The sequence below is a fragment of the Legionella jordanis genome (assembly GCF_900637635.1).
GTDB lineage: Bacteria > Pseudomonadota > Gammaproteobacteria > Legionellales > Legionellaceae > Tatlockia > Tatlockia jordanis.
In genome coordinates this window covers 1,402,686-1,424,607 of sequence record NZ_LR134383.1, presented here as the reverse complement: position 1 = coordinate 1,424,607, position 21,922 = coordinate 1,402,686, and the positions used below count along the sequence as shown (strand labels likewise).

Here is a 21,922-nt window from a genome sequence, read left to right as displayed (position 1 = left end):
TCAGTTAATGACGACGAAACTCTCCTTTTAAGATCAATTCTTTTATGCTGGCAATATCAGGCGCAAAATAGCGATCTTTATCGTAGGGTTTTACATGAGTCCTGACTTTATCATAGGACTGCTGTAAGATTTTTGATGTGGTCAGAGGTTTGTGGAATTCAAGCCCCTGGCAAGCCGCTAAAAGCTCAATCGCTAATATAGTGGCAGTATTATCAATCATCGCCTCTAACCTTCGAGCAGCATTCGTGGCCATTGACACATGGTCCTCCTGATTTGCAGAGGTGGGCAAACTATCTACCGAGTGGGGATGAGCCAAGGCCTTGTTGTCACTGGCACAGGCTGCTGCTGTTACATGAGCAATCATAAATCCGGAGTTCAAGCCGCTTTCTTTGACTAAAAATGCTGGCAAACCACTAAAGTTACTGTCAATAAGCAGGGCAATTCGACGTTCGGCATTAGCCCCTATTTCTGCTATTGCCAAAGCCAAATTATCACAAGCCATGGCTATCATTTCGCCATGGAAATTACCCCCAGATAAAATTTCCTCTTCTTCCACAAAAATTAGAGGATTATCAGAAATGGCATTGGCTTCAATTTGAAGCGTGTCTCTAACAAATTTCATTTGGTGCCAGACTGCACCCATAATTTGAGGCTGACATCTTAAGGAGTATGGATCCTGAACTCTTGAGCAATCCCGATGCGATTCTCGAATCGCACTACCGGCCAAGAGTTCGCGGTACATGGCAGCCACCTCCCGCTGAGACTGATAACCTCTTGCCAGGTGAATTCGATCATCAAAAGGCACATCGCTACCGCTTGCAGCATCAACAGAGAGACTTCCCGCAATGATAGCCGTTTCAAACAATAATTCACATTTAAAGAAGGCTTCAATACTAAGAGCGGTCGAGACTTGCAAACCATTTAGCAAAGCCAGCCCTTCTTTAGCTGCTAATTCAAGGGGCGATAAACCGGCCATGGCCAAACCTTCACTGGCCTGAATCAATTCTCCCTGGAAACGGACCTGGCCTTCCCCCAATAAAGGCAATGCCAGGTGAGCTAATGGAGCCAAATCACCTGATGCACCAACCGACCCTTTCCCTGGTATGCAAGGATATACCCTTCGATTATACAAATTGCATAAAGCCTCAATTAGCTCTCTTCTAACCCCTGAATAACCCTGAGCCAAGTTATTTATCTTAAGCAGCATAATAAGCGCGACCTGCCTGTCTGTGAGTAACTCGCCCGTTCCACAGGCATGGGAAAGGACAATATTACGCTGTAATTGAATCAGGTTTTCAATGCTGATGGATTGTTTGGCTAAAGAACCAAAACCTGTATTAATCCCATAAACCGTTCGTTTTTCGCGAATGATTTTATTGACTACTTCGCAGGATGCATCAATGGCAGGAAAAAATTGTTCATCAATAGAAATGTCCTGGTTATGGGCAAGAACTGATTTAATCGTGTTAAGGCTAAGTTGGCCAGGAACGAGCTGAAAAACATCGGTCATTTCGGTTCTCCAATAGATTCCATTGGCAGCCATAAATTGTTGTCCCTTGCACATTGTTTTGCTAGCTCATAACCCGCGTCCGCATGACGCATAACTCCCGTTGCTGGATCATTGTGTAGCACCCGCTGCAATCTTTGCGCCGCCTTATCGCTGCCATCAGCCACAATCACCATGCCGGCATGTTGGGAAAATCCTAGACCTACACCTCCTCCATGATGGATGCTGACCCAGGTTGCACCACTTGCGCAATTTAATAAGGCATTTAGTAACGGCCAATCCGATATCGCATCGCTGCCATCAAGCATTCCCTCCGTTTCCCGGTTTGGGCTGGCCACTGAACCAGAGTCCAAATGATCTCGACCGATAACAATAGGCGCTTTGACTTCTTTATTTTTTACCATTTCATTGAAGGCAAGGCCTAAACGAGCACGATCTTTTAGACCAACCCAACAAATTCTCGCTGGCAAGCCCTGAAAGGCAATCTTTTCTTGCGCTAAATCCAACCAGCGATGCAGATGAGGTTCATTGGGCATCAGCTCTTTCACCTTGCGGTCAGTGGCATAAATATCTTCAGGATCTCCCGACAAGGCCACCCATCGGAATGGGCCTATCCCTTGGCAAAATAAGGGCCGAATGTAGTTCAGGACAAATCCTGGAATGGTGAATGCGGAAGCGACACCCTGCTCATAAGCCATTTGCCTAATGTTGTTGCCATAATCAAACACTGGAATTCCCAAATCTTTAAATGCCAACATGGCCTTTACTTGCTGAGCCATGGATTCTTTGGCCGCAGCAATGACTTTTTGCGGCGCTTTAATGCGCATTTCCGCCGCCTCTTCCAAGGTCCAACCGAGAGGCAAATAGCCATTTAATGGGTCATGAGCACTGGTTTGATCCGTTACAATAGATGGCTTAATTTGCCTTTGCAGTAATTCCGGGTAAATTTGAGCTGCATTTCCTAATAGGCCTACCGATAAAGGCTTGCGTTGCATGCAAGACTCTTCAATCCACGCCAATGCTTCATTCAAATCCCTCGTCCATTTATCGAGATAGCGAGTCTGAACTCGTTTTTCCAGGCGCGATTCGTCACACTCGATCGCAAGAATACTGGCACCAGCCATCGTAGCGGCTAAAGGTTGAGCGCCCCCCATACCTCCTAGCCCAGCTGTGAGAACCCATTTTCCTGACAAATTCCCTTCATAATGCGTTTTACCGCAAGCGATAAATGTTTCATAAGTTCCCTGCACGATCCCCTGAGATCCGATGTAGATCCAGCTTCCAGCCGTCATTTGCCCATACATCATGAGGCCTTTTTTATCCAACTCATTAAAATGATCCCAGTTTGCCCAGTGAGGTACCAGGTTTGAATTCGCAATAAGCACACGAGGAGCATCTTCATGGGTGGGAAATACGCCAACCGGTTTTCCGGATTGAATTAGTAAAGTTTGATCGTTATTCAGCTTTTTCAGTACATCGACAATTTTATGAAACGAATCCCAGTTCCGGGCAGCACGGCCAAGCCCGCCATAAACAACCAGTTCCTCAGGATTTTCGGCAACTTGAGGATCCAAATTGTTACACAGCATTCGTAAGGGAGCTTCTGTAAGCCAGTTTTTAGCATCTAAGCTAGTCCCTGTTTTGGCTTTCACAGGTGATTTTTTCTTATTTTCCAACATATTTACTCCGTCCCAGGATGTTGCAGGCTATCATACACGACTGCTTTCTTGGCGTGAATGCTTCATTCGCAAAACAACACTGTCAAAATAAAAGTCACCATGATAAACTTTGAAAACGTTTTTCAAGTGTTAGAGTATTGTGTCTAATCAGCAAATAAAACAACCTCGTTCTTTAGCAACTTTTTTTGCTACAGAGATGTGGGAAAGATATGGATTCTATGTTGTTCAAACCCTTTTAGCCCTCTACTTAGCTTTTGAATTTAAATGGCAGGATGCAAAAGTCTATACGTTGGTTGGCACGTTTACCGCTCTAACTTATCTTTCACCTGTTGTTGGGGGTTGGCTCGCCGACCACCTTCTTGGTCAAAAGAAAGCCATCTTAACTGGGGCCGTCGTTTTATTCTTTAGCTATTTATCGTTGTTTTTGTTTCATACGGATGACTCATTGGCAGCCTCCCTTGCCGGGATAGCAGTTGGAACAGGCCTTCTAAAACCCAACATTTCTTCCTTACTCGGTAATCAGTATCCTGATAATTCCCCTGCACGGGAGAGTGGTTTCACAATCTTTTATATGGGTATTACCACTGGCATAATTTTAGGTACAACCTTGCCAAGTCAGCTTAATTATTATTTTGGCTGGTCTTTGGCCTTTGCCAGTGCAGCATGCGGCATGATCATTGCTTTTGCTGTCTTTGCCTTCGGGGTCAAGCTGTATCGAATTAGCGACTACCATCCCTCTGAGCTTACCGTCACTAAGGGCATTAAAGCCTTACTCATGACGTTCGGCTTGTGGTCGGCCAGTTTTTTCTTACTGCATTACCCATCCTTGGCGGATGTAGCTTTCGCAGGGGTGATCTTGTTATGTTTAATTTATTTAATTGATGTCATCAAGAGAGAAACCCCTCAACAAGCCAGACAAACACTGGTTATTGGTCTTTTATGCGTTATCTCTGTAATGTTCTGGGCTTTTTACTTTCAAATGTTTCTCTCGCTGACTTTATTCATTTCCAGGGTGGTTGAACCAAAATTGTTTGGCATCCTGTTCCCTCCACCTTATTACGTCAGCATTCAAAGTATTGGCATGATTATTTTTGGCTATTTCATCTCACGAAGAAGACCTGTTATCGACTCGGTTCACAGCGGCATCAAAACCGGAAACAAATTCATGCTTTCCATGCTTTTTATGACACTTGCATACACTCTTATAACGCTGGTTTGCCATAGTAGCCATGGGACAAGCTTGTTGTCCCCACTTTATTTTATTCCGGCCTACTTGCTTATTTCTATTGCTGAATTGCTCCTCTCACCCGTTGGTCTTTCTGCCATCACCGTGCTTGCAAGCCGTAAAAAGGTCAGCACCATGATGGGAATTTTCTTTGTCTCTTTGGGGATTGGTGCCTTTTTGTCAGGAAAATTGGCAACCTTGACGGCTATCAAGCCAGAAGAAGTGACTATCTTGCAACTGAAAGCCCATTATAGTCATACGTTTAGCTATTTATTTCTGATACTGTTAGCCTCCACATTTGTCTGCTTGGTTCTAAACCGAACTATCAAATACTTGTTGAGCAGTTCCGCGCAATTGGCCTCTGCTGAATAGCTTCTCTGCCTCTGATTGATTTGAATTAAAATTGACGGTGTTTGCTGAATATGCAATCATCGTTCAATTTTTTTTCCTGGTTTCGATTTATCATGCCTCAAAATAATTCTTTAAAATCAATTCTTCCGCTTTTTCTGGTGCTATTTATTGATGGCATGGGATTAGGTTTATTGTTTCCGATCTTAAACACCATCCTTGTAGAACCCTCCTCTGGCTTTTTACCTACTGATCTCAGTATGGGCATGCGTGATTTTTATTATGGTTTGACCATTGGCATTTTTATGATTTGCTGGTTTTTTGGTGCTGCCATTTTAGGAGATTTATCTGATAATGTTGGCAGAAAAAAATCTTTGATGATTTGCCTAATCGGCGCCTTGCTTGGCTATCTCTTATCAGCGCTGGCCATCGTAGCCCATAATTTTTGGTTGCTGCTTTTAGGACGCATCATTGCTGGTTTTACTTCTGGAAGCCAACCCATTGCGCAGGCAGCGATTGTTGATGTCAGCAGTGAAGAACACAAGGCGAGAAATATTGGTTTAATCCTTCTCGCAGTATCGTTAGGCTTTGTATTTGGTCCAATTTTCGGCGGCCTGTTATCGGATCATCGAATTGTTAGTTGGTTTGCTTATCAAACGCCGTTATATTTTGCTGCCATTCTGGCTTTAATTAATGCTTTGCTGCTTTATTTTTGCTTCGCTGAAACCTTCATTAAGGCTCATGAGAAAATCGAAATCAGGTGGCACCATGCCGTTAATATCTTTATCTCTGCTTTCAAACACCCAGGCATTGAGCGTTACTCGTTGGTTTTATTAGTGATGATCTTTGGTTGGTCCAACTATTTTTCTTTCATTTCGCTTTACCTCTTTCAGATGTACCAGTATTCAGCCTTGGGAAATTCTTTCTTTTTGGCAGTCATGGGATTGGGTTTCAGCATTGGTTGCGGTTACGTTGTTGATTATTGCAGCAAACGATTTGATTATGATTTAACAGTTATTGTGGGTCTCTTAGCAACATCCATATCTGTTTTATTAACCTTATTAGTCCCTGTACAATGGGTGGCTTGGGTTGCTACTTTCTGTATCGGCATTACTTTGTCAGTGGCTTATTCAATGTTATTAACCATTTTCTCCAATCAGGTTAGCGAAAACGAACAAGGTTGGGTGATGGGAGTAACTGGCTCTATCATGGCCCTTTGCTTTGGACTTACCTCCATTTTTACAGGATTAATAGCCCAGGTTGGAGCGGCATTGCCTATGTTACTCTCCGCATTAGGTTTATCAGGAAGCGCCCTGCTGTTGAAGATATTTAAACGTTCAAAAGCTTCACCTGAACCCCAAACCAATTAATAATTCAACGTGGTTAAGCATTAAAGGAGCAAACATGACAAAGGCAGATTCTTACATGCAAGAAGGTTATTCGACGATTACCCCTTATTTAATTGTTGACGACGCAGCCAAAGCCATCGAATTTTATAAAACAGTCTTTGGTGCCAAGGAAGTAATGCGCATGCCAGCCCCAAATAACAAAATAGGTCATGCTGAATTAAGCATCGGTGAATCAAAATTCATGCTGGCTGATGAATTTCCTGAAATGGACGCCAAAGCACCTGCTGCTTATGGCGGTTCTCCAGTAGGGATTCACTTGTATGTAAAAGATGTGGATGCTGTTGCCGCTCTCGCTGTTCAACATGGGGCAAAATTGCTTCGTGAAGTCAGCGACCAATTTTATGGGGATCGCAGTGGCTCCCTTGAAGATCCTTTCGGTCATAAATGGTATATTGCCACTCACATTGAAGATCTTTCGCCGGAAGAAATTCAAAAACGCATGACTGAAAGCTGTAAGTAGCACAGCAATAGCTCAATAATTTAAAAACTCCCTGCGAAAGCTCTGCATCTTAGCAGGGAGAGTAATAGGTTAGGCAGCAGTTCATTAGGGCTCAGACAAGATATTCCTGCTTAGCGACATTCCTGTTGTAACCAACATTCATCCGGATTACAGACCTCAACCGGTTCACATTGTGGAACATATTGTGGAGGAATGTAAACGCGGGGTGGAACATAAACAGGAGCAGGTGCCGGTATGTTAATAATGACATTAGGCCCACTCCAACCAGGATATAAACCCCATCCATAATACCCCCCAGGGCCATATCCATAAGAACCATGGCCATGGTAATGGTTATGGCCCCAACCCGCTTGGCAAGCAAAGCTAATGCTCAACATAATTCCACAAAGTAGAAGCCGAGAGAAACAGCGAATTGTTTTCATGTTTGTCACTTGGGAGGTAATTTCGAGCTGATTGTAAACGAGCCAGTATTCACTTCACAATAATCCGAATGAAATTTTTTTATACTGTATTTTGCTCCTGTAACCACTGCCAAGAGGTCGCCACCTCCTGTTTTTCAGCCTAAAAAACTGATTTTTTTCTTGAAAAACTGATTCAAATAATCCAAGGGGTTGCTAACCCGTGAAGAGGTTTTATTCATCCTCTATTTCTTTCTTCAGGAATTTTTTTAGTATTTTCAACTAAAAAGCTGCAAAAATTGTTATTTATGCCTAACATTTAATCATGTGCTTACCATTACCCTTCATTTTTGAGGGGATGGCGGAACATGGAAAAACACTTATTTTATAAGTTTGGAAATCTCATTTACCCGCTTCGCTGGTATCTAATAAGTTTATGGCTTTTAATGCTTTTAGCCTGCTTACCTTTTCTGCCCCATATCATTTCGCCCTTTAAATCAACCGGCTTTATTGATGAGCATTCCGAAAGCGCCAAGACTCAGGAATTAATCAACCACAATTTAAATTACAATAATGAAAATAAATTTATCATCATGTTCCATAGCGACACTCTTAAAGCCAGCAATCCTCTTTTCATTAAAAAAATCAAATGGTCTTTATCTCCATTAAAAAATTTTCCAATTGAAAATAAAATTATTTTTCCATCTGAAAACAAGAAGCAAATCTCCAAAGACAAGCATACAGCTTACGCGGTTGTGATTGTTAAAAGTCCTATAAGTTTAAATTCTCAATTATTGGATCAATTCACCAACAGCATTAGAAAACCAACCAATATGACGGTTGAAATGGGTGGGCAACCATTGTTTATGAAAGCAGTCAATAAGCAAACTCAGGTTGATCTTTACCGTGCAGATTTTTTTGCCACCCCAGTGGCTATCATCACCATGCTTTTTGTTTTTGGTTCCTTAATAGCCGCTTTCCTGCCTGTCTTTCTTGGCGGCGGATGCGCTTTGATTATTCTTTGCTCGCTGTATTTTTTAGGTCAGGTGTGGACACTCTCAATTTATACATTAAATATTGCACTGCTTTTAGGGCTCTGCTTAAGCCTCGACTACTCATTATTCATCATTAACCGCTTCCGTGAAGAGTTGGAGAATGGTTTAAGCGTAAGAGAAGCGATAGCCGTAACTGTTGAAACCGCAGGTAAAGCCATCTTTTTTAGCGGCTTAGCGGTTCTTGTAAGTTTAAGCGCCCTGTTTTTGTTTCCCATAAATATCTTGTTCTCAATGGCTATGGGAGGAATGTCTGCCGTATTAGTGGCTGTTTTCACGGCTGTGATTGTATTGCCAGCGATTTTAGCCGTTTTAAAATCACGGATAAATTTATTTTCCATTCATTTTTCGCGAAAACATGAAGTTCGACACTCTCGTGTATGGCATTGGTTAGCGGAAAAGGTAGTGGGGCACCCATTATTGTTTCTTTTCCCCATCCTAATTTTATTATTAGCTTTGGGTTATCCTTTTTTATCTGCAAAATTTGGCGTTTCCGATTATAAAATCTTGCCGAAAGATTCCGAAAGCCGAGCCTTTTTTAATAGCTATTCCCAGAGTTTTAACATTAAAGAGTTATCAGCCATTCAGATTTTGGTGCAAACAAAGGGAGATGTACTGTCGCGAAAAAATCTCTCCAGGTTATACGACCTGGTACAACAATTAAAAAAATATCCCGGCGTGGATCAAATTCGCGGCATTGTCTCTTCAGATGCAGATTTAAATAAAAATCAATACTATAAGCTCTATTCCGCACCCAAAAAAATGTTAAGTGGCGCAGTGAAAATTTTACTGGATACCACCACGGGCCATTCTTTTACAGTAATGACTGTCATCAGCAAATACGCACCTGAGTCTGAAAAAAATTCAGACTTGGTGGAAAGCTTACGCAATCTGAACATGCCCGGCCTCAAATTATCATACGCAGGCACGCCCGTTAGCAATTACGACGTCCTAAAACGAATATCAGAGAGTCTACCACTCGCCCTAATCTGGATCATGGTTTTTACTTATCTTATATTGCTATTGTTACTACGCTCTCTTTTCTTGCCGGTCAAAGCCATCCTTATGAACCTAATTAGCCTTTCTGCCTGCTATGGCGCATTGGTTTTGGTATTCCAGGAAGGATATTTATCACACTATCTGCATTTTGAACCCCAAGGATCCCTTGATATTAGCCTGTTGGTTATTATTTTCTGCGCATTATTTGGTTTTTCAATGGATTATGAAGTTTTCCTCTTATCACGAATCAAAGAAGCTCATGAAACCACTCAGGATACGAACAAGGCTATTGTCTTTGGGATTGAGCGGAGCAGTCGAATTATTACCAGTGCAGCCTTAATCGTCATAGTGATTTGCGGTTCTTTTCTTGTGGCAGATGTATTAATGGTTAAAGCTTTTGGCCTAGGAATTGCAGTAGCTATTTTCGTAGATGCTTTTTTAATAAGGACATTGCTGGTGCCTTCTACTATGGCAATACTTCAAAGTCTAAATTGGTATCTTCCAAGATGGATGGATAAAATTTTACCCAAACTATAATAAAAATAAGGCCTGGATCAAAGGAGTGATCAATTGAGCGGAAATACCTTACACGAATTGTTTGAATTGCAGGTTGAGCAAAATTCTCGACAAACTGCGGTTTCGTTTGCTGATCAAAAAATTAGCTATCAAGGACTAAACCAGAAAGCCAATCAACTTGCTCACTATTTGCAAGAGCATTCAGTGACTGTTGATCAGCCTATTGCCCTATGTATGGAACGCTCAATAGAGTTTTTCGTTGCCATTCTTGCCATTCTCAAAGCGGGTGGGGCCTACATTCCTCTTGATCCTTCATTTCCAGAAGAACGTTTGTTAATGATTTTAAATGAAGCAAATACTACCATTCTGATTACCAATTCTAAATGGGAAAAAAAACTTCATCGTTACAATGGCAAATTAATCAACATTGAAAACCCATCTGTCTGGGCTGAGAAGTCCAAAGACAATCCACATAACCTCACTTCCGCTAAAAATCTAGCCTATATCATATATACCTCTGGTTCGACAGGTAAACCCAAAGGCGTAATGGTTGAACATGGAGGTGTAATTAATTACGCGCAGTGGTTTGCAAACTATTGCGATTTGCATACGAAAGAGCGGATTGATTTTTCATCCAATCCAGCATTTGACTTTGCTCTGACGACTTCCATTATTCCACTTGTATTGGGTCTTACAGTGGTTATTTGTGAAGATAATATCAAAAAAGATCCGCGTCAGTACCTTAAATTTTTACAATCGAGCCGCGTCAATTTTATCAAGTTAACACCCAGTTATTTTAGAGTGCTTGTGCATGAAGCAAAGAACCATCAGATGTCGCTTAAGCAGTTGAAAAAAATTATGCTTGCCGGTGAAAACCTGGCAAAAAGCGATTGCCAAGCTTGGCTCAATCTCTACCCAGTGCATATTTTGTACAATGAGTACGGCCCAACTGAGACGAGTGTGGCTGTATGCCTGTTTAAAGTGGATTGCAACAACATACAGAGCCTGGGCTCAAACGTACCTATTGGCGAATTAGTTCCTAATAGCCAAGCATACATTTTGGACGAAGAGTTAAACCCGGTAGCTGATGGGAATATTGGTGAACTGTTTCTGACTGGGGAATGTTTAGCTCGCGGTTATTTAAACAGTCCGGAATTGACTGCGAAATCCTTTATTAAAAATCCTTTCAATCAAGAACCCAATGCCCGCCTTTATAAAACGGGTGATTTATGTCGCCGTTTAATGAAGGGAGAAATTGAATGCGTTGGGCGAATTGATCATCAGATTAAAATAAGAGGGTTTCGAGTTGAACCCGCCGAAGTCGAAGAAAGGCTTGCGGCCCACCCTTTAATTAAAGCGGCTGTAGTAATAGCCGTTGATGGCCTCCATTCAGATAAGAGACTAATTGCCTATTATATACCTAATGATGAAACATTATCCTTAAACGAAAGAGAATTAAAAGACTATTTGAAACAGTACCTACCCGATTATATGATTCCAGGCAATTTTGTCGAAATGCAGCACTTTCCGCTAAATGCCAATGAAAAATTAGATCGATTCGCTTTAATCGTTCCCCCCATTTCAAGCGGGGAAAATTACATTGCTCCCCGGAATCATCTGGAAGAACAATTGGCAAAAATTTGGGCTAGTGAATTAGGCATTGAATCTGTTGGAATACATGATGATTTTTTCGACCTCGGTGGTCATTCTTTATTAGCTGCAAGAATTATTTCTACCATCAACCACTCCCTGAAAAAGGAGATTACCCTGCAACAATTTTATGAATTTCCAACCATAGCTGCTTTAAGCCATCTATTAAAAAGTGTAAAAAAATCAGAGCCATTCTTACCTCCCGATCCCCATAATGAATCCGACTTACTTCCACTTGGAGATTTCCAACTTTTACTCTGGCTAACCAATACCTTTAAACCGAAAGCCAGAAAATTAAATATTTGTGCTCGCAGGCGCTTTGCAGGTGCTATTGATGTGCAGAAGCTTAATTTAGCCTTGAAGCGATTGTTAGACAAACACGAAGTGCTGTCTTTTGGAATCTATTCCTGGATTCCTGCCCAATACACGCGAAAAGAGCTCACTTTTAAGATAGATGAAATTGATCTTCGACATCTGCCTGAAACAGAACACGAGGCCACCTTGGAGCATTCATTTGATGCTTTAATCCGCTTCTACCCTTGGCCTAAAAATCATCCCCTCCTTAAAGTTCAGTTATTTCGTCTTGAGGACAATTTAAGTGAATTACAGATTGCCCTCCCTCACATTATCTCTGATGATGTGTCACCATCAATTATATTTTCCGAGTTATCAGATTTTTATTTATCTTCTCCAACATCACCGCCACTTCCTGATACAGCTTACAGGCATTATATACTGGCTGAAAAAGACCTGGTGGAAAAACAAATAAACCAGGATTTGGATTTTTGGGAAAATTATTTGCAAGACGCTTATTTAGTCCAATTCCCTTCAGAACACATTGTTGACCATATGAAACAGGCAAAGCTGCCCTATTCCACTTATTGCGAAATTCCCAAAGATGCTTTAGGTCATCTGCGAACATTTTGCTCACGAAATCATCTGAGCCTTGATGATGGCCTAATAGGAATTCTAGCTTTGGCATTAAGAAATTGTTGTAAATTCAGCTTTAAGGACAATTCTGCCATTGTCCTCAACAAAATCCGATCCACACGGATTGATCCAAAATACGACGAGACTATCGGATGTTTTCTTAATCTTGCTCTTTTACGCCTGGCGGTGCATGAACAATCTACTTTAATCAGTGTATGCCAGCAAGCACATCACTCCACTCAAACCACAAGTTTGCATCAAGCATGTCCGAATTTAATTAAACTCGCGAGTGTAGGCACTTTTCGCAAGCGAAGGAAAATAATGATTGAGTTCGGAATAAAGATTCTTTCCTGGATTTACGGCAGCTTCCGATCACTTAAGCTGCATCGACAAATCATCAAATGTTGCAGTCGCCTAAACAACGTTCGAAATAATGAATTTCTTATTAATGTGAATGTACACAGCAGTTTTTGGACTCAAGACTCTGCTGAAAAATATTGGTTTGGTTTTAAAGCAAAGCAACCAAGACTCTATCAATTTGATTTATTGAACATTGATAATGTTTTCGATGTTTGCTTTTTAAAAAGCACTGAAAACAAACCCTATATTGCAATTTCAGCTAACTTGACTTCAGATTTCCGAGAGTCAATTATTAAAGAAATGATAAGGATAATGAATTGTGAAACTTTAGAGCAAACTCCACAAAAGGACAGTTTCACTATTTTGTCTTAGGATTAATTCTGGTAAAGTTTTGAATGAATTCATTAAATAACAAGGATCAAGGATGAGAAAAAAAATCTGTCTCACAATATTTGCCCTTTTTTTTACACACTTTGCTGCTGCCAGCTGCCCTAACGCCAAACCTACTGATGATGTCAATTTTTGCCCATCATTTAAAACGGCTGCAACTTGCTATTGTGTATCTTCCGGCTTGCCATCCGGGATGTGTCAGGATATGAACTCCCTTTATTCACGAATGATCAGTGTATTTGGCTCACTCCAAAAAGCATGTGAGTATCAAAAATACACCAGCACCCAAGACTGCATTGACAATTGGAATTGCTATCTTCGCGGTGGCGTTGATTCTCGGGGAAGAATTTGTAATTCAACTTATAAGGCCTGCCAATAATTATTTTCAGCTGTTTCTTAATTTCTCTCAAAGAAATTAAGACTAAGAGAGTTATTGTGATTAAAAAAATTTTGTTTACCACATTATTAACAACCTCTTCTACATTTGGTTATGCAGGGGAAGCTGGACCACCGCTTTTCCATCATCCCCTTTATATAGGTGTAATGGGTGGTTATGGTTCTACAACCTGGCAAGGTCTAGTACCCACTGAAGAAAACCAAAACTTGGCCCTTAGCATGTCCACGCCCATTGATGTAACGGAGGGGGGTGGCGTATGGGGAGTCATGGCAGGTTATGAATTCCTGTCAGCTTTCGCAGTAGAGTTTAATTACATGCGCTATCCTGATGCCGAGATTTCGTTTGATCCCATGAGCTTATTCAGCTTTGAAAACGATAATTTGGTTTCTTTTAAAACTAAGACAGAAACGTTAAGTCTTATGGCAAAAATCATGTTGCCAATCAACAACAGCTCTCTTCGCCTTTTTTCCAGTGCCGGTGCAGCGGGTGTTCATCGAGAGGATATTTTAGTAGATGACTGGCGTTTATCCCCCACCTTTGCTGCGGGTTTAAATTATCGATTCAAAGAGCATTTTATGGCTGAACTTGCTGGAACTTACAGTGCTGGTTATGGTGAGTCGCAATTGAATCCTTCAAATACCTACTTTCCTTTTCTTTATGCAGTAACAGCCAGGCTTGCCTACTTTTTTTAAGGAGGTTGCAGTAAGAACTGAGATTAAATTTCTTTAGGTGTTGTGGCCTTGAAATTGCTTAACCATAATTTGCGATTGGCTTCTCCCATGTCTGTTTGTTTTATTACATAATGCAAGATATAAATTCCTTTTTGCCCTCTGGTTATCATTTGCAACTCATCCTGCTGAAAATGTTCTGGGGCATGTATTTGAAATTCAAAAATTATCCGATCATTTGTCTTCTCAAAAAAAGTTATTTTCGGTTTAAAGCCGGATTGCTCCAATGCTAAAACAATCGTTTCGCAAAATTGCAAAGGACTCACCTTTTTTTGCAAACCTTCTGCAAACTGACTCGTTATAAGCTCTTGCCAATCATTAATATTTTGCCCCTCCGGGACGTACTCAACGGTTATCATCTGTCCTGTATTTTTTGCCCAGGCCGCCACCCAGGCTCGGTTGTCAAACACAATCTGTTGTCGCTCATAATCAAGAATGTTCGGATTGGGTTTATGCGGTTGGGAAGAAGATGTACTGCAATACAAACTGCCTTTGTATTGATAATAGCTGATGCAATTAGGGTTGTTTTCATTATTAACTTTTATCAACTTGGTTAAATCCAGACCCAGGCTTGCTTTGGTGAAAAGAAAAAGTACCAGATATAGAACAGCATTCCTTATTTGCATTGTCCTTTCCCAGGAGAAATTCCATTCGCCCAGTCTAGCAGCATTTCACAGGAAAGAACCACCTTAATAACCGATTTGACTAGAACATTTAATAATTAGACTTTGAGACTTTTAATAATAACTGTTATCATCCATCCCCTTTTTGAGAAGAAAATTTTTACTCTATGTCTGAGCAACCTGAACTTTTAAAGCAATTATTGCAATCTCTCGATGATAATCAAGCATCAAATATTGTTGTTATAGATGTTAGGAAACAAACTTCTGTTACTGACTATATGGTCATTTGCAGCGGCCGTTCATCAAGACACGTCAAAGCAATTGCTGAGCTCAGTGTCGAACAGTTAAAAAAGACAGGATTAGTTCCCCTTAGCCAAACAGGACTTGAGACTGGTGAATGGGTCTTAATTGATTTTGGTGATTTCGTTCTCCACGTGATGCAGGAAGAGATCAGAAACTTCTACAACTTAGAAGGGCTTTGGCAACCAATCCCCAATAAATAAGGCAGCACATGCTCAAAATCACTCTAATTGCCTGCGGTAATAAAATGCCAAAATGGGTCACGGAAGCCGCATTAGAGTTTAGTAAACGTATTCAAGAGTATGCTCAGTTTCAGTTGATGGAAATCCCTTTAGCCAAGAGGGGTAAATCCAGCGATATGGCACGTATTCTTGAAAAGGAAACGGGGATGATCCTTGCAGCCATTCCCTCTGGAGCCAGGGTAATAGCTCTTGATATGACCGGGGAAAGCTTCAGCAGCGAGGGACTGGCACGGAAAATAGAGCATCTTCAACAAATAACAAGCCACCTATGCCTTATAATTGGGGGGCCTGAAGGTCTTTCCGCTGAAGTTTTGCAAAGAAGCCATGAACAATGGTCACTTTCCAAATTAACACTTCCACATCCTTTGGTGCGCATTGTATTACTGGAAGCACTATATCGTGCTTGGTCGATTCTTAATAACCACCCTTACCATAAATGATAATTTGAGATAAGATGTGTTGTTTTTTTATGCGATAGCTATTTGAAATGCGTTTAAACAAATCGATCAGGACAGACCGCTTGGATTCGCGTATACAACGCTTTCGTCTCAATTTTCTTGTATTATTAGTTTTTAGCTTATCGCTAATTTTAATTTTTCGTTTGGCTCATTTACAAATTTCCCAATTTAAAAGATACCATACTTTATCTTTAAAAAATCAGATGAGTATTATCCCCATCGCACCACCCAGGGGAATAATTTTAGATAGAAATGGCGTCGTTCTGGCCGAAAACATTCCTGTTTATGTTCTTGAAATCATTCCGGAACGGATTAAAAACATGGGGCAAACCTTGGAAAGGCTGCAAAAATTATTACCTTCCATTACCAATGAGGACCTTGAAAACTTTAATCGAATTCGAAAGCAAAACCGCTCTTTTGTGCCTATTCCACTTAAGTTAAAACTTAATCAGGAAGAAGTAGCCATTTTCGCCAGCAATCAATATCAGTTCCCAGGAGTTAGCATCAAGGCAAGGCTAATGCGATATTACCCCTTAGGCGAAATAATGGCCCATATTCTCGGTTATGTGGGTCGCATTAATGTGCAAGAGCTGAGAGAGGTTGATCCCACAAATTACAGAGCAACCAATTTTATTGGAAAATCGGGTATTGAAAAATATTATGAAACCATTTTGCATGGGGAAGTCGGTTACCAACAGGTAGAGACCGATGTAAGTGGCAGAACAGTTCGAGTTTTGAGTAAAAAAAATCCGGTATCAGGTGAAAAACTTTATCTCACTATTGATTCTCGTCTGCAAAAAGCAGCCTATGAGGCTCTGCTCAACAAAAGAGGCGCCGTAGTAGCCATGAACACAACAAATGGTGACATATTGGCCATGGTGAGCTCCCCAAGTTTCAATCCAAATATCTTTGTTAATGGCATAACCGCTGCCGAATACCAACAACTTGCGAGTGCTCGTGAAAGACCTCTTTATAATCGTGCCGTGAGGGGATTGTATCCCCCAGCCTCTACCCTAAAACCTTTTATGGGTTTGGCAGGCCTGGAGAAAGGAGTGATTGATGCACGTTATAGCATCTATGATCCCGGTTGGTTCCGTTTGCCTGGAGTAAGTCACGCTTATCGCGATTGGAAAAAAACAGGCCATGGCGTTATCAATCTAAAAAGAGCAATTACTGTGTCTTGCGATACCTATTTTTATCAATTAGGTCACAAGATGGGCATTTCAGCCATTGAGGACATGCTGGTCCAATTTGGCTTTGGGCAGTTAACGCACGTGGATTTATCGGAAGAAGCCGCAGGACTTGTTCCAAATAAGCATTGGAAACAGCAAACCAAAGGCGTATCCTGGTATCCTGGCGATACAGTTATTACCTCCATAGGCCAGGGTTTTATGTTGGCTTCTCCGATTCAATTGGCGAACGCAACGGCTTCCCTAAGCCAAAAAGGCAGACGTTTTCGCCCTCACCTATTGCAAAAATCCGTTCAAAGCGATAAGGGTGAGACTCACCCTTATCCAGTTTTGGAGGAATACCCAATGCGGCTTAAAGATGATAGCTATTGGGATATCGTCGCTGAAGGTATGCATTCAGTCATTACCAGTGAAGAAGGGACAGGCTATCGTTTTGGACGGAATCCACCTTATTCGGTGGCCGCCAAAACCGGAACGGCACAAGTGTTTGGCGGACATCAATATGAAAAAACCAAATATGAAGATATACCTGAATATTTAAGGGATAATTCTTTATTCATTGCCTTTGCACCCGTCGAAAATCCTGAAATTGCAATTGCCGTTGTCGTTGAAAATGATTTTGCTGCATCCAATGTCGCCCGTAAAGTTCTGGATGCTTATTTTGAATTGAAAAAAAGCGAAGCCAAATCATGAAAAGCCATCACGTTCGTCCGGTTTATCGATTTACCACAAAATCAATTCACATTGATCTACCTTTATTTGGTCTATTACTGGGGCTCATAGTCTTTGGCATGCTGATTTTATACAGTGCATCGAATCAAAATATGAGCATGCTGCTTCGCCAATCCATGCGCCTGACTTTTGCGCTCGTCATTATGATGATTTTTGCAATGATACCTCCTCACAAATATAAAGTGTGGACGCCTTGGATTTATGGATTTGGTTTAAGTTTACTAATCGCTGTCATGTTGATTGGTAAAATTGGTAAAGGTGCACAGCGCTGGCTTGATTTGGGTTTATTCCGTTTTCAACCCTCGGAGATTATGAAACTGGCAATACCAATGATGACGGCTTGGTATTTTGATAGACAATCGCTACCCGTTAATCTGAAGTCGTTAATCGTAGCGGGGCTAATTATATTTTTTCCAGCCCTGCTCATCGCCAAACAACCTGATTTAGGAACTGCTATCATGGTTGTTTCCGCAGGATTGAGCGTGGTGTTTTTGGCTGGAATCAGCATGCGCATCCTTGCCATACTGGCTGTCATGATAGGCGCTGCAGCCCCGTTGCTCTGGCATTTCATGCATGATTATCAAAAACAAAGAATATTCACCCTGTTAAATCCGGAACAAGATCCACTAGGTTCTGGTTATCACATCATTCAATCAAAAATTGCCATTGGTTCTGGTGGCGCTTTTGGCAAAGGCTGGCTTGCAGGCAGTCAATCGCATCTTAACTTTCTACCCGAACATGCAACGGATTTTATATTTGCAGTAAGTGGTGAAGAATTTGGTTTTGTTGGCAGTACGATACTTTTGATAGTCATCATCCTCATTTCACTGCGTGGTCTTCACATTGCAAGAAATGCTCAAACAAGCTTTACTCGACTGTTAGCTGCGAGTTTGGCCATGACGTTTTTTCTCTCGGCTTTTGTAAACATTGGTATGGTCATGGGAATTTTACCTGTTGTGGGGATTCCTTTACCCTTGGTCAGTTATGGTGGTACTGCAATGGTTACCTTTTTGACGAGCTTTGGGATTTTAATGTCCATCAGCTCGCACCGGATTTTGTTCAACAGTATGCTCTAGAGTCAATCTACTAAAGCATGTATCTGAATTAGTTCATTAAGGGCAAACTGCCGTTTAGATTGTGCTTGCTGCAAGTGCCTCACTCACCGGCAAAAAGTTTTTTCGATGAATGGGACAAGGACCTAACTGCAACAAAGCTTTTCTATGAATTTCAGTTGCATAGCCTTTGTGGGCTGAAAAACCATAACCAGGGTAAATTTGGTCCATTTCTTCCATTTCCTGATCGCGTAGCACTTTTGCTAGAATGGATGCAGCACCAATCGAACATTCGGACCCATCTCCATCCACAATGGCCTTACAAGGCAAAGCAATTTGAGGTACAAAAAGCCCATCCACAATTACTTCATGCGGTTGAATCACTAAAGCTTCAACAGCACGCTTCATGGCCAGCAAAGTAGCATGGTGAATATTTAACTGATTTATTTCTTCGACTTCAGCTCGTCCATAGGCAAAGCAATAAGCTTCTTCTTTAATTCTGATAGCCAATTCTTTGCGTTTAATTGGGGAAAGTTTCTTAGAGTCTTTCACTCCGTCAATGGGCTTTTTTAATATGACTGCTGCGGTAACAACGGGGCCAGCAAGAGGACCTCGACCCACTTCATCGACGCCGGCTACTAGGATTTGCACAGCCAAGCTCCTTCTTTTCTTAAAAGAGCCGATCATACCTCTTTTCCATAAAATTGGCATCCTAAAATGCTTAAGCTTGTTCTAAAGGATAGGATACTTATTCAATCACTGCTTTTTTCTCTTTGATTTCACAGTTAATGAATAGGACAGCGACTTGGGTTTGATTTATACCTGCGAAAATGCGATCATTTGTGGCAAATTCTTGTCAAAATTTTAGTGGTTATGAGTAGTTTAAGATGTGCTGTAATTGGAGGTGGCTATCTGGGTCGTTTCCATGCGCAAAAATATAATATGTTGTCCAATGCTAACCTTGTTGCCATTTGCGATATTAACCGCCAAGCCTGTGAAGTTCTATCCCAAGAATTAAATGTGCCTGCTTACATGGATTATCGGGAGCTTTTTGGCCAAGTTGATGCAGTAAGCATTGCAGCCACCACCAATAAACACTATGAAATTGCCAAAGATTGTTTAGCTCAAGGCATTCACGTGCTGATTGAAAAACCAATTACCGAAACAGTGGCCCAAGCTAATGAATTGATTGAACTGGCAAATAAAAATCAGGTGAAGCTGCAAGTTGGCCACTTAGAGCGGTTTAACGCTGCTCGCCTAGCTTTAGATTCTTACCTTGAAAGACCTCTATTCATTGAATCCAACCGTTTGGCACCATTTAATCCCAGAGGTACTGACGTGAATGTTATTCTTGATCTGATGATCCACGACATAGATCTCATCCAGGCTATGGTGAAAAGCCCAATCGTGAGTATTGATGCACAAGGGGCTCCTGTATTGTCAAAATCCATTGACATAGCCAATGCGAGACTGACATTTGAGAACCATTGCGTCGCGAATGTCACAGCCAGCCGAGTGAGCTTCAAAAGCGAAAGAAAGACCCGAATTTTTCAATCGAACTCTTACATTTCCATTGATTATCAGAACAAGCAATTTGCAGTTTTTGAAAGAGGCCCAGGTGAAATGTTTCCAGGGATTCCTGAAATTATTCGCCATGAGTCCGTCTTTGAAAAAGGCGACGCATTGCTTGAGGAAATCAAAGCCTTTTTAAATTGCATCGAAAACAACAGCACACCTCTGGTGACGGGAGAAGACGGTCGTGATGCTTTGGAAGTAGCGGCTAAAATTACTTCTCTAATTCATAATAACCTTGAACAAAGAAATGCATTCTAAGAAAAGGATTGTCATTGTCGCAGGAGAAGCATCAGGGGATTTGCATGCCTCCAATTTGGTTCGCGAGCTACTAGCCTGGGATAAAAATCTGGAAATCACCGGCATTGGTGGTCGGCACATGGAAGAAGCCGGGGTTAAGCTTCTGAGCGACTTGGCTCGCTTTGGCGTTACGGGCCTGATCGAAGTATTTCGTCATTTGAGAGTCATCAAACAAGCCTTTCGCGCCATTCAAATGCATTTGCGCGAAACAAAACCTGATCTTTTAATTTTGGTGGATTATCCCGGGTTCAATCTTCGATTGGCAAAATTCGCCAAACAGGAACTTGGGATTAAAATTTTATATTACATCAGCCCACAGATCTGGGCCTGGAAAGCCAATCGCATCAAAACCATTCAAGCCAACATTGATAGAATGGCAGTCATTCTACCCTTTGAGAAAGAAATTTATCAAAATGCAGGCGTGGCTGTAACATTTGTAGGCCATCCTTTGTTGGATAAAATCCAGGACTGCAGCAACATTGAGCTGGCACGGGCGGCATTAAATTTGCCTAAGGATAAACGGCTTGTAGCCCTATTACCCGGCAGTCGAATTCATGAAATTGAAAAACATATGCCGGTTTTAATAGAAACCATAGAAATCTTAAATCAACAACATCAAGGCTTACATTTTGCCATTCCTATAGCAAATAGTTTACAGCCTGAATTCGTCAAATCCTATTTCAAAGATAAGCAATTAAATGTTTCTTTCATCGTAGGTCAAGCCAAAGAAGTAGTCGCATGTTGTGACTGTGCAGTGGTGGCTTCTGGAACAGCCTCACTGGAGTGTGCCTTGCAAGAAAAACCCATGTGCATCATTTATAAAGGCTCCTGGTTTAGCTACTACTTGGCTATGAAACTTATCCGTGTGAAATACCTTGGCTTATGTAATTTGCTAACCAGGCAGATGATTGTACCTGAACTGTTGCAGTACGATTGCAACTCGAAAGAGCTAAGCCAGACTCTTAATGAATTATTAACGAATGAGGAAACCACCCACAGGATGCTTGAGCGCTTGCAGCGACTGAAGTTTTCTTTGTCTTCTGAACAAGCGGATTGCAGTTTAAGCGATCTGGTAAAACAAGCCTTATTAGAAAACGCAGTTGCTCGCTCATGAGCAACTGCGAAGGCAATTAATTTTTCTAAATTTAATACCATATCACCCAGGGACGACTGATAGATGGGCGAGAAATTGCTCAAAATACACTAACTCTGCTCATCAACTGGCTATGAAAGCCTTAATCAGCCCTTCCCTTAGCAGATATCTTCTTTCCTCTGCATAGCTATATTTAACGATCATCCGTGCCATAATTTCAGCCCAAAAGCCTTTCCTTTTTTATTTGAAAAATCAAAGTATTCTCTTGATAAATTTCATTTTTTTAAAAGTTTTTAGTGGTTGAATGTAGAT

At 41.3% G+C, this 21,922-nt stretch carries 18 protein-coding genes; 13 read left to right on the top strand and 5 right to left on the bottom strand.

All coding sequences use genetic code 11. The features are described from left to right. Nucleotides 1-4 precede the first annotated feature (4 nt). Together hutH and hutU are read right to left on the bottom strand one after the other, a co-directional pair. Nucleotides 5-1,510: a histidine ammonia-lyase gene (gene hutH / locus EL203_RS06360; protein WP_058469965.1), complete on the bottom strand. Its 1,506-nt coding sequence runs from the start codon at nt 1,508-1,510 to the stop codon at nt 5-7. Continuing rightward, nucleotides 1,507-3,186 (bottom strand): urocanate hydratase, encoded by a 1,680-nt coding sequence (hutU, locus tag EL203_RS06355; protein ID WP_058469966.1) that lies wholly within the window; start codon nt 3,184-3,186, stop codon nt 1,507-1,509. The genes hutH and hutU overlap by 4 nt, the downstream gene beginning before the upstream one ends. 139 nt (nt 3,187-3,325) lie before the next feature. Here hutU and EL203_RS06350 point away from each other — a divergent pair, with 139 nt between their 5' ends. From EL203_RS06350 to EL203_RS06340, 3 genes are all read left to right on the top strand, one after another. Next, nucleotides 3,326-4,783 (top strand): peptide MFS transporter, encoded by a 1,458-nt coding sequence (locus tag EL203_RS06350; protein WP_082647123.1) that lies wholly within the window; start codon nt 3,326-3,328, stop codon nt 4,781-4,783. Nucleotides 4,784-4,875: 92 nt separating this feature from the next. Further along, entirely contained in the window at nt 4,876-6,129 is a 1,254-nt protein-coding gene (locus EL203_RS06345; protein WP_058472143.1) for an MFS transporter, read from the top strand. A gap of 34 nt (nt 6,130-6,163) precedes the next feature. Continuing rightward, on the top strand, nt 6,164-6,628 hold the full coding sequence (locus EL203_RS06340; RefSeq protein WP_058469967.1) for a VOC family protein: 465 nt from the start codon (nt 6,164-6,166) through the stop codon (nt 6,626-6,628). A gap of 110 nt (nt 6,629-6,738) precedes the next feature. Here EL203_RS06340 and EL203_RS06335 read toward each other — a convergent pair whose 3' ends face one another. After that, nucleotides 6,739-7,050: a hypothetical protein gene (locus EL203_RS06335; RefSeq protein WP_126320100.1), complete on the bottom strand. Its 312-nt coding sequence runs from the start codon at nt 7,048-7,050 to the stop codon at nt 6,739-6,741. Nucleotides 7,051-7,394: 344 nt separating this feature from the next. Here EL203_RS06335 and EL203_RS06330 point away from each other — a divergent pair, with 344 nt between their 5' ends. The 4 genes from EL203_RS06330 to EL203_RS06315 are packed head-to-tail and all read left to right on the top strand — an operon-like array spanning nt 7,395 to nt 14,012. Beyond that, complete coding sequence (locus EL203_RS06330; protein ID WP_058469969.1) at nt 7,395-9,614, top strand: MMPL family transporter; 2,220 nt, start codon at nt 7,395-7,397, stop codon at nt 9,612-9,614. Nucleotides 9,615-9,647: 33 nt separating this feature from the next. Then, nucleotides 9,648-12,905 (top strand): non-ribosomal peptide synthetase, encoded by a 3,258-nt coding sequence (locus tag EL203_RS06325; RefSeq protein WP_058469970.1) that lies wholly within the window; start codon nt 9,648-9,650, stop codon nt 12,903-12,905. A gap of 52 nt (nt 12,906-12,957) precedes the next feature. Then, nucleotides 12,958-13,302 carry a hypothetical protein gene (locus EL203_RS06320; protein ID WP_058469971.1) on the top strand — a complete coding sequence of 115 codons (345 nt, stop codon included), beginning with the start codon at nt 12,958-12,960 and terminating at the stop codon, nt 13,300-13,302. A 56-nt stretch (nt 13,303-13,358) separates the two neighbouring features. After that, nucleotides 13,359-14,012, top strand: coding sequence for an outer membrane beta-barrel protein (locus tag EL203_RS06315; RefSeq protein WP_232004041.1), 654 nt, complete (start codon nt 13,359-13,361; stop codon nt 14,010-14,012). A gap of 23 nt (nt 14,013-14,035) precedes the next feature. On the opposite strand, the gene EL203_RS06310 is transcribed toward EL203_RS06315, so the two are convergent. Continuing rightward, complete coding sequence (locus tag EL203_RS06310; RefSeq protein ID WP_058469973.1) at nt 14,036-14,674, bottom strand: hypothetical protein; 639 nt, start codon at nt 14,672-14,674, stop codon at nt 14,036-14,038. Between the two features lie 164 nt (nt 14,675-14,838). On the opposite strand from EL203_RS06310, the gene rsfS reads away from it, so the two are divergent. The 4 genes from rsfS to rodA are packed head-to-tail and all read left to right on the top strand — an operon-like array spanning nt 14,839 to nt 18,669. Continuing rightward, nucleotides 14,839-15,174, top strand: coding sequence for a ribosome silencing factor (gene rsfS, locus EL203_RS06305; RefSeq protein ID WP_058469974.1), 336 nt, complete (start codon nt 14,839-14,841; stop codon nt 15,172-15,174). Between the two features lie 8 nt (nt 15,175-15,182). Beyond that, the gene (rlmH, locus tag EL203_RS06300; protein ID WP_058469975.1) at nt 15,183-15,653 is read left to right on the top strand and encodes a 23S rRNA (pseudouridine(1915)-N(3))-methyltransferase RlmH; all 471 of its coding nucleotides are present in this window, start codon (nt 15,183-15,185) and stop codon (nt 15,651-15,653) included. Nucleotides 15,654-15,700: 47 nt separating this feature from the next. Next, nucleotides 15,701-17,554 (top strand): penicillin-binding protein 2, encoded by a 1,854-nt coding sequence (mrdA, locus tag EL203_RS06295; RefSeq protein WP_058469976.1) that lies wholly within the window; start codon nt 15,701-15,703, stop codon nt 17,552-17,554. Next, the gene (gene rodA, locus EL203_RS06290; protein WP_058469977.1) at nt 17,551-18,669 is read left to right on the top strand and encodes a rod shape-determining protein RodA; all 1,119 of its coding nucleotides are present in this window, start codon (nt 17,551-17,553) and stop codon (nt 18,667-18,669) included. The genes mrdA and rodA overlap by 4 nt, the downstream gene beginning before the upstream one ends. Before the next feature lie 54 nt (nt 18,670-18,723). Here the strand turns inward: rodA and rnhB are convergent, their stop codons facing one another. After that, the gene (gene rnhB / locus EL203_RS06285) at nt 18,724-19,296 is read right to left on the bottom strand and encodes a ribonuclease HII (RefSeq protein WP_375232617.1); all 573 of its coding nucleotides are present in this window, start codon (nt 19,294-19,296) and stop codon (nt 18,724-18,726) included. 222 nt (nt 19,297-19,518) lie between these two features. Here rnhB and EL203_RS06280 point away from each other — a divergent pair, with 222 nt between their 5' ends. Continuing rightward, nucleotides 19,519-20,478: a Gfo/Idh/MocA family protein gene (locus tag EL203_RS06280; RefSeq protein WP_058472144.1), complete on the top strand. Its 960-nt coding sequence runs from the start codon at nt 19,519-19,521 to the stop codon at nt 20,476-20,478. Then, a complete protein-coding gene (gene lpxB, locus EL203_RS06275) occupies nt 20,468-21,631 on the top strand; it encodes a lipid-A-disaccharide synthase (protein WP_058469979.1) in 1,164 nt (387 codons plus the stop codon). Before EL203_RS06280 ends, lpxB begins: the two co-directional genes overlap by 11 nt. Nucleotides 21,632-21,922 lie beyond the last annotated feature (291 nt).